This window comes from Flavobacterium sp. CG_23.5 (genome assembly GCF_017875765.1).
GTDB lineage: Bacteria > Bacteroidota > Bacteroidia > Flavobacteriales > Flavobacteriaceae > Flavobacterium.
In genome coordinates, this window is the sequence record NZ_JAGGNA010000001.1 from 77,378 (window position 1) to 93,946 (window position 16,569).

At 32.6% G+C, this 16,569-nt stretch carries 14 protein-coding genes and 1 tRNA gene; 4 read left to right on the forward strand and 11 right to left on the reverse strand.

Annotated elements, in window-relative coordinates; all coding sequences use genetic code 11:
- Nucleotides 1-136 precede the first annotated feature (136 nt).
- The 4 genes from H4V97_RS00285 to H4V97_RS00300 all read left to right on the forward strand — a co-directional run bounded on the left by H4V97_RS00285 (nt 137) and on the right by H4V97_RS00300 (nt 6,040).
- Nucleotides 137-1,828 carry a hypothetical protein gene (locus H4V97_RS00285; protein WP_209548612.1) on the forward strand — a complete coding sequence of 564 codons (1,692 nt, stop codon included), beginning with the start codon at nt 137-139 and terminating at the stop codon, nt 1,826-1,828.
- Between the two features lie 3 nt (nt 1,829-1,831).
- Nucleotides 1,832-2,155 carry a hypothetical protein gene (locus H4V97_RS00290; RefSeq protein ID WP_209548613.1) on the forward strand — a complete coding sequence of 108 codons (324 nt, stop codon included), beginning with the start codon at nt 1,832-1,834 and terminating at the stop codon, nt 2,153-2,155.
- 594 nt (nt 2,156-2,749) lie between these two features.
- Nucleotides 2,750-3,928 (forward strand): hypothetical protein, encoded by a 1,179-nt coding sequence (locus tag H4V97_RS00295; RefSeq protein WP_209548614.1) that lies wholly within the window; start codon nt 2,750-2,752, stop codon nt 3,926-3,928.
- 186 nt (nt 3,929-4,114) lie between these two features.
- Nucleotides 4,115-6,040: an AAA family ATPase gene (locus H4V97_RS00300; RefSeq protein ID WP_209548615.1), complete on the forward strand. Its 1,926-nt coding sequence runs from the start codon at nt 4,115-4,117 to the stop codon at nt 6,038-6,040.
- 426 nt (nt 6,041-6,466) lie between these two features.
- Here the strand turns inward: H4V97_RS00300 and H4V97_RS00305 are convergent, their stop codons facing one another.
- From H4V97_RS00305 to H4V97_RS00355, 11 genes are all read right to left on the reverse strand, one after another.
- Nucleotides 6,467-7,714 carry a site-specific integrase gene (locus H4V97_RS00305; protein ID WP_209548616.1) on the reverse strand — a complete coding sequence of 416 codons (1,248 nt, stop codon included), beginning with the start codon at nt 7,712-7,714 and terminating at the stop codon, nt 6,467-6,469.
- Between the two features lie 281 nt (nt 7,715-7,995).
- Nucleotides 7,996-8,083, reverse strand: a tRNA-Ser gene (locus H4V97_RS00310).
- Between the two features lie 166 nt (nt 8,084-8,249).
- The gene (ribB, locus tag H4V97_RS00315; protein ID WP_196849249.1) at nt 8,250-9,383 is read right to left on the reverse strand and encodes a 3,4-dihydroxy-2-butanone-4-phosphate synthase; all 1,134 of its coding nucleotides are present in this window, start codon (nt 9,381-9,383) and stop codon (nt 8,250-8,252) included.
- A 9-nt stretch (nt 9,384-9,392) separates the two neighbouring features.
- Complete coding sequence (locus tag H4V97_RS00320) at nt 9,393-10,826, reverse strand: LptF/LptG family permease (RefSeq protein WP_209548617.1); 1,434 nt, start codon at nt 10,824-10,826, stop codon at nt 9,393-9,395.
- A 7-nt stretch (nt 10,827-10,833) separates the two neighbouring features.
- The gene (locus H4V97_RS00325; RefSeq protein ID WP_196849251.1) at nt 10,834-11,544 is read right to left on the reverse strand and encodes an outer membrane lipoprotein carrier protein LolA; all 711 of its coding nucleotides are present in this window, start codon (nt 11,542-11,544) and stop codon (nt 10,834-10,836) included.
- A complete protein-coding gene (locus H4V97_RS00330) occupies nt 11,528-13,975 on the reverse strand; it encodes a DNA translocase FtsK (protein ID WP_209548618.1) in 2,448 nt (815 codons plus the stop codon). The genes H4V97_RS00325 and H4V97_RS00330 overlap by 17 nt, the downstream gene beginning before the upstream one ends.
- 18 nt (nt 13,976-13,993) lie before the next feature.
- Nucleotides 13,994-14,368, reverse strand: a complete 375-nt coding sequence (locus H4V97_RS00335; RefSeq protein WP_209548619.1) for a diacylglycerol kinase family protein — start codon at nt 14,366-14,368, stop codon at nt 13,994-13,996.
- A 9-nt stretch (nt 14,369-14,377) separates the two neighbouring features.
- Nucleotides 14,378-14,875: a thiol peroxidase gene (gene tpx / locus H4V97_RS00340; protein ID WP_209548620.1), complete on the reverse strand. Its 498-nt coding sequence runs from the start codon at nt 14,873-14,875 to the stop codon at nt 14,378-14,380.
- Between the two features lie 289 nt (nt 14,876-15,164).
- A complete protein-coding gene (locus H4V97_RS00345) occupies nt 15,165-15,422 on the reverse strand; it encodes a DUF6952 family protein (protein ID WP_209548621.1) in 258 nt (85 codons plus the stop codon).
- Nucleotides 15,423-15,476: 54 nt separating this feature from the next.
- On the reverse strand, nt 15,477-15,785 hold the full coding sequence (locus H4V97_RS00350; protein ID WP_209548622.1) for a thioredoxin family protein: 309 nt from the start codon (nt 15,783-15,785) through the stop codon (nt 15,477-15,479).
- A 90-nt stretch (nt 15,786-15,875) separates the two neighbouring features.
- Nucleotides 15,876-16,514: a peroxiredoxin gene (locus H4V97_RS00355; protein ID WP_209548623.1), complete on the reverse strand. Its 639-nt coding sequence runs from the start codon at nt 16,512-16,514 to the stop codon at nt 15,876-15,878.
- Between the last annotated feature and the right edge of the window lie 55 nt (nt 16,515-16,569).

Below are 16,569 nucleotides of genomic sequence, written 5' to 3' on the forward strand. Positions count from 1 at the left end.
GATGGTAAAAAACAAATAATCATTAGTACGATACCGGTGCTATTGGTTCGGTACGCCATGAAATCTTCTTTCCTTCGTTTGACGTTAAACAAAAATACAAATTTTGCAACTATGTTTCACTTCAAAAATAAGATTTATGTATCACAACACTTTAATTCAGAAAAATCACCCGGAACAAGAGTCACTTGAAAAAGTTATTGAACTCGTTTTAGGGTTTGTCGAGGCCGATAGTATCTATTTTTCTTCGCAGGTAGAAGATGGTCTTAACGACGGTATATTAATAGTTATTATAGGCGAAAATAGTCCCCATTATTGGGATGACGTATATGAGTATTCCTGGAAGATATTCCATAATTATCCTCAATTTTCTTTTCGAATATTTGATTCCAGTTGGGTAAAAGAAGAAATTGAAAACGGAAATCTCTTTTATGTTATGCACTGTAACTCGGATACTCTTGTTTATAGTTCAACAGAAAGTTGTGACACTTTATATCCTGAAAGTATTAAATTAAAACGATTTTTAAAGAACGCTCGAAGCCGATACCGAATCGAAGATGAATGTGCGTTTACAATAAGTTTGAATGTAAAATATTATAAAAAGGGTAAAAACTACCTACAGGCTGCCTATACCTTGCATCAGTCGATTAGGTGTCTATTCATTAGCGCTTCCTGGTTCTTAACGGGCGAATGGCTGGTTTTGAAAAGTTTGGCAAAACAGCAAGAACATATCAGTAAATTTTCGCAAACGCTAGGTCGTTTATTTAATATGGAGGATGAAAAGGAATGTTTACTAATGGAACAGCTTGACAATGCCTGTGCGGCAGTTCAAGGGAATCAACGTATTCCGGAAATTGATTTAGCAATTATTGAAGCAGTGGAAGCCAAATTGGATCCCATGAGAAAAGAGGTTCTGCGTTTGTTTGAGATATGTATCAGTAGATGCGAGAATGTCTTTTTTCAAAAGAGTCCGGCTGTAATTGAACTAGAAGATTCTAATCCGCAGCAACTTCTAGCAAAAATAATAACAGGCTTTATTGAAACGAGGGCAATTTATTGTTTTGGACAGCGCACGTCTTCCTACGTACAAAACAGCGTAGTAGTCCAAAAAGATAATAGTCCCATTGAAAACACCCATTTTTATTTGTTAGTTTTCGTTGAAAAGTACCTTGATAATGCTACCGCCGATATAATTGATATTGTTAAGACTAAAACAAATGGGAGATATACAGCTACAATCCTTATGCATAGTAAAAAATCTTTGCAAGCTAAAAGTGGAGATCAACAGTATTTTTTTTTTCAAATAATGCAGCAAGGTCAGCTCATTTTTAAAAATGTTGCTAAACCAGCTATACTTCATTGTGATAAAATTCCTTCTCGAAATATTAAATCTACAACTAATTATCTACAGCAACGAAACTTAATTGTAAACACTTTGATGGAACATGAAAATTTTGAAAATAAGGGAGCTACGAAAGTGAATACTGTTTTTAAACATCTTATTGTAGAGCAAATTTCTCTGGGCCTTATTCGCTTATTTCTGGGTTATACACCTCAACATTATTCTTTAGGGTTTCTATTTGACCTTTGTGAACATTTCACTTTTTTGACTGCAGAAATTTTCCCACGCAAAACCGAAAAAGACAAAGCACTTTTTAGAACACTTGCAAACGGTACTAGTTTCTTAAGATATGGTGCTGCTGATACAATTGATTTCAGTAATTATGAAATCTTACGTAATCGTTGTGATGAATTTGCTCAGAGGGCAAGTGAATTGACTAAAAATGAGTTGGAACGTATTCAAAATAAAAATAATACACTTAACAATTAAATTATGGGAACAAATGAATTTACTACGCTAGAAGAATTTAAGGAATATACTGTCCGTTATTACCGAAACCTTGAGTCGGTAGTAGGGAAGGAGAATCTCTATACAAATGAGGTGAGAGTTTGTGGCTATATAGACATGCTTCATGTTGCCACTACTCTTATTAAATTATGCGTTATTGCAACAGATCCAGAAGCACCGAAGATTTCCAAGTTAGTCAAAAATACAAGCGTGGATATAAACCGAATACTGGAGCTTGCCCTACAATTTTTGCCTTACGATGAGGTTGAATTATTAGATGAAATAAAAGAAATGTGTGTAAATGATTAAAAATAATTTATTAGAAACATTCTTTAAAGTTTTTTTATTCTGGAAGAAACCTTTTAAGATTTTCTACAATGTATTGGTCAATATTTTGGATTTTCTCTATTTTATATTGTCTAGGTAAAATATTATTTGTCGACGTGGAATTGACAATTTGAGAGAATGAGGTTTCAAAAACAAAACTTAGTATTATATGTAAAAGAAATAGTATTTAAGTACTCTATATAGTAAATAGGTAATGATCTGAAATAGTATGCTTTGTGCTTTGTAGAATGCAGATTTTTATTTGAGAAAGAGTGATTATGAATTTAGGAGGGATTATTTTTATAATGATAGTTGGAGGAGGAGGGATAGGAAATAAAGATGCTGACAGGTGTCTTTTTTTTGCGATAATGCGGAAAACCGTAAAGAATCTAAATTGTACTGTAATACTTTTACTTCATAGATATGTATAAATATCACTAAAAGTGGGTATTGTAAAAATGATTTAAAAAGTTTTTATTTACGATTTGGGATAAATAGCGTAACTATTATTGTATTTTAAAAAAAGAATAAGATGTTGATGGTATTTATTAGTTGTCAGCAAAACCAAAAAAAAACATGAGTGAATCATTTGATAAAGGAAAAAAAGGAGAAGATTTCGTCGAATTTTTAGCAGAAAAAGCATATTTAAAATATTGGTGTTTTGCAAATCCAATGGATTTAGAAGGAGATGGAAAGGAAATTTGTGATTTCTTAATACTCTTCTACGATACTGCAATTATCATATCAGTTAAAAACTATTATGTTAACGGAAATTATGATCGCTTTCTTAAAAAGGTCATTGGAAAGTCTACTAAACAATTATTCGGCGCACAAAGGAAATTTAAGCAGCGTGACAAAATTAAACTAAAACACGAAATTCAGGGTGAAGTTGAATTTGATACAAAAACTTTCCAAAATATTTTCAAAATAACCATTAGTGTTGGAGAAGATTTTGAACACTATGAATTCGTAGACTATCATAACGAGAAAGGAATTGTAAATATTTTTAATCGTGAAACTGCTGGAATTATATTCAATGAGCTGGACACTATAAAGGATCTTGTACAATATTTAAAAGCACGAGAAACACTTTTGCAGCTAAATAATAAAAAAGTATGTTATTGTCGAGAAAAGGACTTAATAGCTGACTTTGTGACGAATGCACGAGAATTCAGTCCTACCCTTTTAGATAATTTCACTGAAGAAACAAAAGTTATCGCAGGGAAATGGGAAAATTATATTGAACAACGCGAAGTAATTTTAAAAAAATTAGAAGATGAAAATAGCTATTTCATAGACAAAATGGTTAAGGAAAACATTTTACCAATGCAAGATGGGGAATTGTTAGCCAAAAAATTTATGACGATGAGTAGATTTGAACGAAGAGTATTAGCCAACAACTTATTCGAGTTAGTCACTAAATATGAAAATGAAAAAGATTTTCTTGCTAGACGTTTTACAGTGTTCAACGGAGTTGCATTTCTTTTTATTTATTATCCAATAGAACGAACTCAAAAAGAAATTGATCAAATACTCTTATATGCACAGCAATTATATGCATACTATAAAAATACTGATCAAATTGTATTACTCGCAGCCTCAAAAGGGATAAAGGAATGGAAATTTGGGCTTTTTCAATCAACTGAAATAACACAAGACTCAGAAAAATACTTGAAAGCTTTGTCCAAACAATTAGGATGGTTTCAAAACGAGAAAAAATCAGAATCGATTATAAGCGAATATAAAAACATATAGGTTTAGCTGCTTACAGGGGTTCTCCTATATATTGGGGTTTTTAGTGGAATTACCGTTTCGCAGTGATGTCCACAATAAGTCGAAAATACTTGAATTAAGCATGACAGATCATCTCAAACAGGAAAAACCTTATGGGATAAGTGCTCGGAAAAACATAGTTAACTACAAACATTAAAGCGATCAAATATGGCAATGATTACATTAACTCAAGTTACAATAGATAAGTATAAGAGTATTCAAAAAAAACAAGTTGTCGAGATTGATCCGGCAATCACAACTATTGTCGGTATGAATGAAGCAGGAAAGACTTCTTTTCTAACCGCAATTGCAAAAACTAATTACTTTACTGTAGATTCGGATTTTGAATTTGACATGACACAAGATTATCCAAGAAATGAGTTAATTGATTTTCAACATGGAGATGAAGATTCTGATATCATTACTTGTAAATATGAGATTTCTGCAGAACTTTTAAAAGAGATTGAAGATGAATTTGGGGTAGGAGTCTTTACAGTTAAAGAATTTAGCTACACAGTTCACTATAAGGCTGAGGCAAATTCATTTTCTGGAGTTACTGCTAACCTCAAAAAATTTCTTGAGTTAGAGGTAGAAAAATATGAATTGTCAGCTGAAACAAAAGAAATTATTAAAAAGCTTTCTGCTTTAGATGAAGTAGAAAAGATTGTTGGTATTGAAGCAGACGAGGATCTTCCTGTTTTTAAAAAGGAAGTTAAAAAGATTATTGATGGAGCATATCCTAAATGGGGTAATGATCTTGCTGGGTATATTGGTAAAAAATGGATTAAAGCTAAGATGCCAAAATTTTGGTATTTTGATGATTATTATCCGCTAAGAGGTAAAATCAACATTAATACTTTAATTAATCAGCCACCGACAAATGAAAAAGATAAAACTTCGAAAGCATTATTTGAATTGGCAAGAATAAAACCTGAAGATATTCTAAATGCAACTGAACAAGAATATGAAAAATACATAGCTCTTTTAGAAGCTTCCTCCAACAAAATTACTGCAGAAATTTTTAAATATTGGTCTACAAATAAAAATCTTGATATAGAGTTCAAAATTCAAAATACAACTAATATACAAGGTCAGCCCGAAAAAATTCTAGATATACGGGTTAAAAATCAACGACACAAAATTACATTGCCTTTAGACAGAAGAAGTAAAGGATTTAATTGGTTCTTTTCTTTTATTATTTGGTTTAGCAAAATTCAAGCTGATAAAAATTCAGATTATATTTTGTTACTCGACGAACCAGGTTTGAATTTACATGCGTCCGCGCAAGCTGATTTACTAGGTTTCTTTCATGATTTGTCAAAAAAATATCAAATAATTTATACAACTCATTCTCCATTTATGGTCGAAACTGAGCATTTAGATCGAGTAAGAACTTGTTTCGAAACTGAGGATGGAACTATAATATCGGATTCTATTCAAGAAAAAGATCCAAATACTTTATTTCCACTTCAAGCAGCTTTAGGTTATGATATTGCACAAAATTTATTTGTTTCAAAAAACAATCTTCTTGTTGAAGGTCCAGCAGATTTAATTTATTTGACGGTTATTTCATCTTTACTTGAAGGAGAAAAACGAACATTTCTAAATGAAAATATTACTATTGTTCCTGTTGGTGGTTTAGACAAAGTCACGACTTTTATATCATTATTAAGGGGTTCAAAACTTAATGTTGGATGTTTACTTGATACATTCACTGATCAAAAAGGAAAGCAAAAAGTTGAGGATTTAGTTATGCATAAAATTATAAAAGATAAAAATATTAGGTTTTTTAATGAATTTACCGACAATGGTAAGTCTGTTGCTGATATTGAAGACCTTTTTGATAAAGAAGAATATCTAAATCTATTCAATTTGGCATTTGACAAAGAGCATCCAGAAATCAAATTAGCTGATTTGGACACAAGTCTTGATACAATTCTTAAACAAATAAATAAAGTGATTAAAAAGTCGAGATTTAATCATTATCGTCCCGCAAATAAACTGAATCAGTTAGGAATTGATGAAAATTATTTAAAACCAGCCACTTTAGACAGATTTGAAAAAATGTTTACCGAAATTAATAAGTTATTTTAAAATGTTTAGGCAGCACACAACAGCTAAGGCTCCTATCTCTTGAAAAGACGAACAATGAAGACTATTTTGAACGGAAGTGATTACACTACCGTTGCTGGTATTATCATGATTGGAGTTTAGAAGATTCTAGAGGCTTTTTAGCCTCTTTTTTTTGTGGTTTAGGCAAATTTATAGTGTGGGATTCACGAATTACACACTATGTTATTTGCGTATTAAGTAAAAAAGTAAATGCCTAAGGTATTTTTAATTTTAGATAGTTTAAGACTAACCGTAGAGTGTGTAATTCTAGAATTTAATGTACTCAATTCCAGAATTACACACTGTATTATTTGCTTTTGATATTTTAATACAGTGTCGATTTTGTAGGCCTAGACCACTATACACTATTGTAAATCCACTAAGTGTTAAGTTCAATTAGTGAAAATTCTAATTGGCCTTTTTGCTAATTTTATCATTGTTGCTGTTTAACATTTTCTTTCTCAAAATCATCATGTCCTCGCTGACTTTTTTGTCTAGCACCTTTGCATAATGTTGTGTGGTTCTTAAGTTTTTGTGTCCAAGCATTTTACTTACACTTTCGATAGGAACTCCGTTTGTGAGAGTTACTGTGGTTGCAAAAGTATGTCTAGCAATGTGAAAGGTTAGCTCTTTTTCGATTTCGCAGACGCCAGCAATTTCCTTTAAATACGCATTCATTTTTTGGTTACTCAAAATGGGAAGCAGTTTGTTTTGATTGCAGCATTCCGGATGATCCTCATATTTATCAATAATCATTTGGGTAATTGGAAGAATTGGAATCTTTGAAGCCGTTTCTGTTTTCTGGCGGTGGGTGAATATCCACTTTTCTCCATCAATACCGAGGCTTATGTGGGACTTTGTTAGGTTTTTGACATCAATGTAGGCTAAACCTGTAAAGCAGCTAAAAAGGAAGATATCGCGTACTAATGAGAGTCTATCTGTTTTGAAATCTTTGTTGATGATATTCTCAATCTCTTCCTCGGATAAATACACCCGTTCCACTTCTCTGATTTTGGCTTTGTAGTTGCTGAAAGGGTTTCTGTCAATCCAATTGTTGGCCAAACAAATCTTTATGATTTTGCTAAAATTCTTGATGTACTTCACCGCGGTGTTGTTGGCGCAATTTCGAACGCTTCGCAAGTAGAACTCATAGTCGGTAATAAAAGCATGATTTATTTTATCAATCTCGATATCGGATATTTTGTATTTCCATTCAAGAAAATCGATCGTATGTTTTAACGAGGTCTTGTAGCGCTCCAATGTACCTGGTGCATATTCTTTACCTACCAATTCTTTAATTTTATTGTTATGGTCTTGGAAGATGGGGACCAACATTCGTTTGCGTTCTTCAAAACCAAGGATTTTGTTTTTGATAGTTTCTGCAGTAACCGGAATGTTTTTGTGTATTAATTCCATTTGCCCATCAATAATTTTGATTTTAAACATATCAAGATGGCTATTTATTGAACGGGCTTCTTCTGAATTGCCTTTCATTTTGCCTGCTTCTGTAGACCATTTGGAAATGTCGACAAATCGGTTTGTGCTTAATTCAATTCTTTTGCCATTAATGGTGATTCTTATGTAGATCGGAACTGAACCGTTTACGCTGGCTTTTGCTCTCTTTGCATAAAAGAGAATTGATACTTTTGTTTTCATCGCGGTAACCTTTTAGTTTATATTAAATTTAAATCTAAAATGACTACAACACAAGATGTTCATATTCTGAACAACTTAATGAACATGTTAATGAATATGTTCGAAAGCCTTGTGTATACTAGCCCGAGATAAAAATCGGTTACCCAAAAGTCATGAGTTTTAGGGTAACCGATTTTATCCCTTTCAGTACACGCATTAATGAATATTTTGGAGGGAGTATAAAAGAAAAAACCCTTTAAATCATACGATTTAAAGGGTTTTAATTCAATTTGTATTTATACTGGCGGAGAAAGAGGGATTCGAACCCCCGGACCTGTAACAGTCAACAGTTTTCAAGACTGCCGCATTCGACCGCTCTGCCATTTCTCCAGTGAGCGACAATCATTTGCTGATTGCGAGTGCAAATATAAGTACCTTTTTCGGTTTACAAAAACAATTTAGATAAAAATTTAAGCTATTTTTGAGACTGTTTTTTAAATGTTTCATTTCCTTTGGTTTAGGGGAAATATATTTTTTAAAAAGAATTGAAAAAGGGCTAATAATTTACATATTCGGTTATTTCTAAGCCGTAACCTATCATTCCAACCCGTTTTCCTTGTTCTGTATTTGATACCAATCGAATTTTAGAAATATCTATATCATGAAGTATTTGAGCTCCAATTCCAAAATCTTTACTATCAATCTTTATTTTTGGGGCTTTCATTTCTCCTTTTGCCTGCAATGTTTTAAGTTCAGTAATGCGATTAAGTAAATTTACAGATTGCATGTCTTGATTGATAAAAATAACGGCTCCCTTTCCTTGCTCGTTTATTATTTTAAACATACTGTCAAGTTTTTGGTCTGCATCATTAGTCAAAGTACCTAATAGATCATTGTTTACTTGAGAGGAATTTATTCGAGTTAGAATAGATTCGCCTGAATTCCAAGTACCTTTTGTCAGTGCAATGTGGATTTGCTTATTGGTTTTTTGCTCATATGCTCTTAAACGGAAAGTGCCAAAACGAGTATCGATATCAAAATCTTCTTTTTTTGTAATTAAACTGTCGTGTAACATTCTGTAAGCTACTAGCGCTTCTATAGAAACCAATTTCAAATCAAATTTCTTAGCCACTTTTACTAATTGAGGTAAGCGAGCCATGGTTCCATCTTCATTCATGATTTCTACAATCACTCCTGCCGATTTAAAACCTGCTAAACGTGCAAAATCAATTGCAGCTTCAGTATGACCAGTTCTTCTTAAAACGCCACCTTGTTTAGCTATTAATGGAAAAATATGTCCTGGTCTTGCTAAATCATGGGGTTTAGTGTCTGCATTAACTAGAGATAAAATTGTTTTGGCTCTATCAGCTGCGGATATTCCTGTTGTAACGCCATTTCCTCTTAAATCAACCGAAACCGTAAAAGCAGTTTCCATTGGATCCGTATTATTGGTAACCATCACATGCAAACCTAATTCTTTACAGCGGCTTTCTGTCAATGGAGCGCAAATTAATCCACGTCCATGTGTTGCCATGAAATTAATCATTTCAGGAGTCACCTTTTCGGCTGCCGCCAAAAAATCACCTTCATTTTCTCGATCTTCATCATCAACAACAATAATAATTTTACCTTGACGAATATCTTCAATGGCTTCTTCTATAGTGTTGAGGTGTATTTTATTTGTAACCATGATTGGTATTTATTTTTGAGATGGAAATATTTTTTTAAATATTTTTTGAAATGGAGCTAAAATAACATCCATATTTATTAATCCAATATCATTTGTCGCTCTGTATGATAAAAGAATTGCTAAAGGCGTTAACACAAAAGAGGACATCCATGCCCCCATAAACGGAGAAAGACTGTTTTCTTGTGAAATTCTTTTGCCAAAAGTATTTATAAAATGAAATGTAATGAAAATCAAAACGGCAAAAATGATAGGAAGTCCCAATCCGCCTTTTCTGATAATAGCGCCTAAAGGTGCACCAATAAAAAACATTAAAAAACAAGCAAATGCGATTACAAATTTGTCGTAAAAGGCTAAAATATGATTATTTATATTTTTTTGCTTATTTTTAAATTCGGTATTACTGGCATCGATTGAATATTTTGTACTTGCCAAATTACTGATTGCCAAATCCAAGATTTTTGATTTTTGATCATTAGTATATAACGATAATATGTTATTAGGGAGTTTTTTATTTTTTTTGACGGCAATTATCTTGTTCTCTTTCGGGATTCCAATTCGCTGATTCATGTTTTCCGAAAACGAAATAATATCAGTTTTTAGATTTTTATGTAGAGAATCTAGAGTGTAGTTTAATTCACTAACGTTAAGCATGGTATTTGTACCGGCAATGCTTTGGTCGTTTGCATCAGTTTTATTTAATTGGGATAAGTCGATATTGATGATGTATTTTTTGAAAGTGCTTTTCGCAAAAGGCATTTTGCTACGATCTTCATATTTTTTTGGAACAATATCTTCATAATAATATCCATCATTCAAGACTAGTTGAAGAATACTGGATTTTTCACTGCTTACTAATTCGCCATCTTTTGCCTTGATAACTGTTTTGCTACCATCGCCTAAATTTGATTTCTTATGAATTGTAATTCCTGTTAAAGTGTTTCCGTTTTCTCCTGATTTTTTATTGACTTTAATATTATAAAATCCTACATCACTGAACTGCCCTTCTGTAATTGCGAGGGCAGGCTTTGCTTGTGCTATATTTTTTCGAAAATTTATAAACTTATATTCCGCAAAAGGAATTACATTATTGGAAAAGAAAAAAGCGACAATACTCAAAAATAGAATAAAAACAGTTAAACTTTTCATCGCTCTTTTTAGCGAAACACCCGCAGATTTCATTGCTGCCAATTCATAATTTTCAGACAAATCTCCAAAAGTCATTATAGAAGCCAGTAAAACCGACAACGGCAGTACCAGCGGGATAATTCGAGGCATCGAAAAAGCCAAGAATTTGACAATCATTAGTAAATCCAAATCTTTACCGGCTAATTCAGCTATGAACAACCAAATAGTTTGAAGTATAAAGATGAAAAAGAGGATTACAAATACAGTCGTAAATGTAGTCAGAAATGTTTTTAATAAGTATTTGTCAAGAATTTTCACCTACGAATTAATCTAATTTATTGATGTAGTAATTTGGGTATTTACTTTGGGTAAAGGTAAATTGATTTTTTGACAATGGTTGGTTCGTTTTAAAAGAATTAACCGTTAAAGTCGTTTTTGTGCCTTTTTTACCCATTTCAATCAAATTGTAGATGTGTTTGGTCTGAATATCTATTCCCAACAGCACTTCTTTTCTTTGATCTTTACCGCTTGTAGGAATTAGTTTGATATACTGAATTTTTCGGCCTTTTATATCTTGCAAAATATCCATAGAATATTTGTAACCAGTATTAAAAAAAGTCAGCATTTTTGAAGGTGTGATGGCATTATCATCTTTTTCATTTACTTTAGAAATAGTGATTTCTTCATCCTCAGGTACAATAGTGTAGGTTTTATTCCCATCAAAAATTTTAGTAACGCCCATAAAGTTCAAGACATATTGATTGCCTTTCATGATTACATTTCCTTTACTGTCTTGATTGATGTTTTCTTTAGCGTTGTTTAAAGTATATTTAAAATCGATTGTAATTGTATTATAGCTTCTCACTTTTGCGGTAACCTGGTCTAAAAGATCTTTTGCTTTTTTATCTTGTGCTTGGGTCAAAAAACTAAAAAACAGTAAGGCTGTAATTAAAAGGTACTTTTTAGTCATGTTTTTTATATTGTTTTTTTTGAATTGTGAATTCGTTGATTTCATGGTATTAATTATTTTGTTCATTATTAAAAAATTGATCAAGAGAACTCATGTCTAGGATATTTACACTGCGTGCTTTACTTCCTTCAAAAGGCCCTACAATTCCCGCAGCTTCGAGTTGATCAATCAATCTACCTGCTCGGTTATAGCCTAATTTTAGTTTTCTTTGTAACAATGAAGCCGATCCTTGTTGTGCGTTTACAATGATTTCAGCGGCTTCTCTAAACAAAGTATCTCTGTCGGAGATATCCATATCAAGATTAATGCCACTTTCCTCTCCAACAAATTCTGGAAGTAAATAAGCGGTGGCATATGCTTTTTGAGAACCAATAAATTCAGTGATTTTTTCTACCTCAGGCGTATCTATAAAAGCGCATTGTACACGCACTACATCATTTCCGTTTGTGTAAAGCATATCACCACGACCAATTAATTGATCAGCTCCTTGCGTATCAAGAATAGTTCTTGAATCAATTTTGGAGGTAACTCTAAAAGCTATTCTAGCCGGGAAATTGGCTTTAATCAAACCTGTAATCACGTTTACTGATGGTCTTTGTGTCGCTATTATTAAGTGAATTCCAATGGCACGTGCTAACTGAGCTAAACGTGCAATCGGTACTTCTACTTCTTTTCCTGCGGTCATAATTAAATCGGCGAATTCATCAACGACTAATACAATATAAGGAAGAAATCGGTGTCCATTTTCGGGATTCAATTTTCGAGCCTTAAATTTATCATTGTATTCTTTTATGTTACGCACCATCGCATCTTTAAGAAGCGAATAACGGTTATCCATTTCTACACAAAGGGAGTTCAATGTATTGACCACTTTTGCATTATCAGTGATAATAGCGTCATCCATATCTGGAAGTTTTGCTAAATAATGTCTTTCAATTTTATTAAAAAGAGTCAACTCCACTTTTTTAGGGTCAACCAAAACAAATTTAACTTCAGCAGGATGTTTTTTGTATAAAAGGGAAGTCAGAACAGCATTTAAACCAACTGATTTTCCTTGACCAGTTGCTCCAGCCATCAATAAGTGGGGCATTTTGGCCAGATCGACTACGAAGGTTTCATTCGAAATAGTTTTACCCAAAGCAATTGGTAATTCCATCTCTGCTTCTTGAAATTTGGCTGAGCCAATAACACTTTTCATAGAAACCATTGTTGGATTTTTATTGGGAACCTCAATTCCTATGGTTCCCTTTCCGGGAATAGGAGCGATGATACGGATCCCTAATGCCGATAGTGACAAGGCAATATCATCCTCTAAACTTTTAATTTTAGAAATACGAATTCCAGCCTCCGGTACAATTTCATATAAAGTAACCGATGGACCAACGGTCGCTTTTATCTGGGCAATTTCTATTTTGTAATTGCGAAGTGTATCTACAATTCGGTTTTTATTTTCTTCTAATTCTTCTTGATTTATGGTGATTCCTCCCGTTGAATATTCTTTTAATAAATCGATGGTGGGGAATTTATAGTTGGATAAATCCAAAGTTGGATCGAATAATCCAAAATCTGCAACCAGTCTTGAAGCCAAATTCTCTTCTATAATATCTTCCTCCGGTGCCGTTTCAATTACAAATTCCTCTTTATGAGCGGAAATAACTTCTGGAAAAGGCGGCGGCGTCACCATCATAGTTAATGGTTTTGCGATAGGATCCAAATTGATTTCAGAAGAATTATTGATAGTTGGTTTCAACGCTTCCTTATTAATTTCGAATTGTGAACCATTTGTCTTTAAATGGATTTCATCGAGTTCCTCTTCAGCAACTGCAAATTCTTCCAAATTGTAAGCGTTTTTGCTAATACCAATTGCATTAGTCGCTAATTCAGCTTTCATTTCTTTTTTGGTACTATCAAAGAAAGATTGAATATTTTCAGGAGAAATTTTAAGCTTGAATATCACGTATATGATTAATCCAAAAAATAGAATTAACAAAGTTCCTGTTTTTCCAATATAATCTTGTGAAAATAAATTCAATTCATATCCAATTGTTCCTCCTAATTCAGGTACGGAAGTAGCAAAAAAACCAAATAAAACAGACAAGATAATAACTACAAATAAATCCCAAAACCAAATATTCTTTAATTTTTTTAAGGGCATAGCAAGAATAAGATACATTCCCGTCAGGAAAAATAATCGAACAAAAATAAAGGAAGCAAGCCCAAATCCTTTATAAACAATTAAATCAGCCAAAAAAGCGCCAAATTTACCTAACCAATTATGAACAATTTCAGATCTGTCAGCCAATTCTGCAACTGCACTTTGATCTTGTTGCCCATAAATAAAGAAGGAAACAAATGCGAGTAGTAACGCAATTGAAAATAATACCAAAAGACAACCAAAAACTATTTTGTGTTGTTTCGTCAATTTCACTGGATTATTTGCCTTAGATTTAGAGTCGGTTTTTTTATCTAAAGGTTCTTTTTTTGTCGTTTTTGCCATTCTTGAATTTTATTATACCTAAAAAAATAAAGGTATATATATGATTAAACCGATTGCTATTGCCGTCAATGCAGCAAAAAATACTGCTCCAGCGGCAATATCTTTGATGAAACCAATTCTTTCGTGATAATTAGGGTGAATAAAATCAGCCATTTTTTCTACGGCTGTGTTTAATCCTTCAATACTCATAACTAAACCAATGGCAAAGGTCTGAAAAAGCCATTCTGTTTTAGTAATACCAAAATAAACCCCAGCTACGGCCATCAATATTCCTATAGAAAATTGAACCATGACGCTGTGTTCTGTTGTGATTAATTTTACGGCTCCTTTAAAAGCATAAGTTACACTTTTCAGTCGACCGGTGAGTAAGCTATTGTCCTTTTGAAATTCCATTCTTATTTTTTAAAGTACAGCTAATGCAGCGTCGTAATTTGGCTCATCCGCAATTTCAGGAACTTGCTCCGTATGGGTAATTATTCCATTTTCATCAACTACAATTATGGCTCGTGAATGCAATCCTGCCAAAGGACCGTCAGTGATTTCCAACCCATTTATTTTACCAAAACTTCCTTCTGGAAAATCAGATAAATTAACTACATTTTCAAGTCCTTCAGCACCACAAAAACGTTTTTGGGCAAAAGGTAAATCTCTTGAAATGCATAATACATTTGTGTTTACTAAGTTACTTGCACTTTCGTTAAATTTTCTAACAGAAGCTGCGCAAGTTCCAGTATCAACGCTTGGAAAAATATTAAGTACTAATTTTTTCCCTGCATAATCACCTAATGTAGCAACTGAAAGGTCTGTTTTTACTAATTTAAAATCAGCTAATTTTGTACCAACTTTTGGTAACTCTCCCGAAGTATGTATTGGATTTCCGCCTAATGTTATTGAAGCCATGATGTGTGTTTTTTAATGAAGTTCAAAAGTATGAAAATTTTTTAAGATTTAGTTCCGAATCTTCGGGATAAAGTTTCTCGTTTTTGGAACAATAAGTAAAGCATTAGATTCCAATTTTTATTTGGTGAAAGCACAAAAAAAAACGCACCCATGACAGAGTACGTTTTTGTAAAGTTTGATTTCGATACTATTCGGTATTAGGACAAAATCTAATGTCGGACAACTTGCCTACATTAAATTTTGAATAAAGAATAATCAATTTTCAAGTTTATAAGAGAAATGACAAGCTTTATTTGTCAATAGAACCCAGAACTCGTTTCATAAACGTATTCAAGGCCTCTTTTTTATCAGTTCCATTTTTCACCAGTTTATTCACTTCTAATGCGCCATACATATTCGAAATTAATTCGCCTATCACATCTAATTCTTCGTCTTTCAATGAAGAAATCTCGGTCATTGATTCTAGAACTTCAATTGCTTCAATGATATAATCTTGGTCGTTATCTTCTATGAACTGCGTTAAATGCTTGATTACTGGTAATTTCATTTTTTTTAATTTAGGAATTTTGATTTAGGATTTAGGAATGAAAAAACTCAACAATTATACAATTTCGTTCACTAATTCCGTTAAAACTTCCGCTTTATTTGTTTGCGTTTCATTCACTAATTTCCCATTTACGAAAGTAGCAAAGGTTGGCAAATTACTCACATTAGCTAATTTTCTAGATTCGGGAGAATTTTCTGCATCTATGAGAACAAAAGTGATCGCATCGTTTTCTGTCGCCAATTTTTTGAATTTTGGTTTCATAATTCGACAGTTTCCGCACCATGAAGCCGAAAATTGAACAACTACTTTTTCGTTTTTGCCGATTAAATCAGCTAACGTATCTTCATTTAATTCGATTAACATATATTTTTTTTTAATTCAATATCAATAGCAAAAATCAATGTCAAAAGGCTAAAATTGAAATTGATTTTTGCCATTGCTATTTCTTTTTTATTAGTTTAAAGTCAAATATTCTGCAGTACTTTTTCTGTCAGCGCTCATTGCTTCTTTTCCAGCTTCCCAGTTTGCAGGACAAACTTCTCCTTTTTCTTGAATATGAGTGTAGGCATCAACCATACGCAAATATTCATTTACGTTACGACCTAATGGCATATCATTTACACTTTCGTGGAAAATTTTACCAGTCTCATCAATTAAGTAAGTCGCTCTGTACGTTACATTAGATCCCTCTACAATTATTGAATCTGTTTCATCACTGTAACTTGTTGATTCAATATCAAGAATTCCTAAGATATTAGATAAATTTCTATTAGTGTCAGCAAGAATTGGGTAAGTAACTCCTTCAATTCCACCATTGTTTTTTGCAGTATTTAACCATGCAAAATGTACTTCATTGGTATCACAAGAAGCACCAATTACAAGTGTATTTCTTTTTTCAAATTCCGGTAAAGCTGCTTGAAAAGCATGTAATTCAGTTGGACAAACAAATGTGAAATCTTTTGGGTACCAAAACAAAAGTACTTTTTTGTTGTTGTTTGTTGCTTCTTCAAAGATGTTGATTTTTAAATTATCACCCATTTCAGAGATAGCGTCTACTGCAATACTTGGGAATTTTTTTCCTACTAATGACATATTCTTTATTTTTAGTTATTTTTTTTGATGGTGCAAAAGTAACTCAAACAAGAGG

Bases quoted from the DNA above. Each gene is read 5' to 3' on its own strand.
- H4V97_RS00285 (WP_209548612.1), top strand. From the start codon at position 137: ATGTATCACAACACTTTAATTCAGAAAAATCACCCGGAACAAGAGTCA.
- H4V97_RS00290 (WP_209548613.1), top strand. From the start codon at position 1,832: ATGGGAACAAATGAATTTACTACGCTAGAAGAATTTAAGGAATATACT.
- H4V97_RS00295 (WP_209548614.1), top strand. From the start codon at position 2,750: ATGAGTGAATCATTTGATAAAGGAAAAAAAGGAGAAGATTTCGTCGAA.
- H4V97_RS00300 (WP_209548615.1), top strand. From the start codon at position 4,115: ATGGCAATGATTACATTAACTCAAGTTACAATAGATAAGTATAAGAGT.
- H4V97_RS00305 (WP_209548616.1), bottom strand. From the start codon at position 7,714: ATGAAAACAAAAGTATCAATTCTCTTTTATGCAAAGAGAGCAAAAGCC.
- ribB (WP_196849249.1), bottom strand. From the start codon at position 9,383: ATGGTTACAAATAAAATACACCTCAACACTATAGAAGAAGCCATTGAA.
- H4V97_RS00325 (WP_196849251.1), bottom strand. From the start codon at position 11,544: ATGAACAAAATAATTAATACCATGAAATCAACGAATTCACAATTCAAA.
- H4V97_RS00330 (WP_209548618.1), bottom strand. From the start codon at position 13,975: ATGGCAAAAACGACAAAAAAAGAACCTTTAGATAAAAAAACCGACTCT.
- H4V97_RS00335 (WP_209548619.1), bottom strand. From the start codon at position 14,368: ATGGAATTTCAAAAGGACAATAGCTTACTCACCGGTCGACTGAAAAGT.
- tpx (WP_209548620.1), bottom strand. From the start codon at position 14,875: ATGGCTTCAATAACATTAGGCGGAAATCCAATACATACTTCGGGAGAG.
- H4V97_RS00345 (WP_209548621.1), bottom strand. From the start codon at position 15,422: ATGAAATTACCAGTAATCAAGCATTTAACGCAGTTCATAGAAGATAAC.
- H4V97_RS00350 (WP_209548622.1), bottom strand. From the start codon at position 15,785: ATGTTAATCGAATTAAATGAAGATACGTTAGCTGATTTAATCGGCAAA.
- H4V97_RS00355 (WP_209548623.1), bottom strand. From the start codon at position 16,514: ATGTCATTAGTAGGAAAAAAATTCCCAAGTATTGCAGTAGACGCTATC.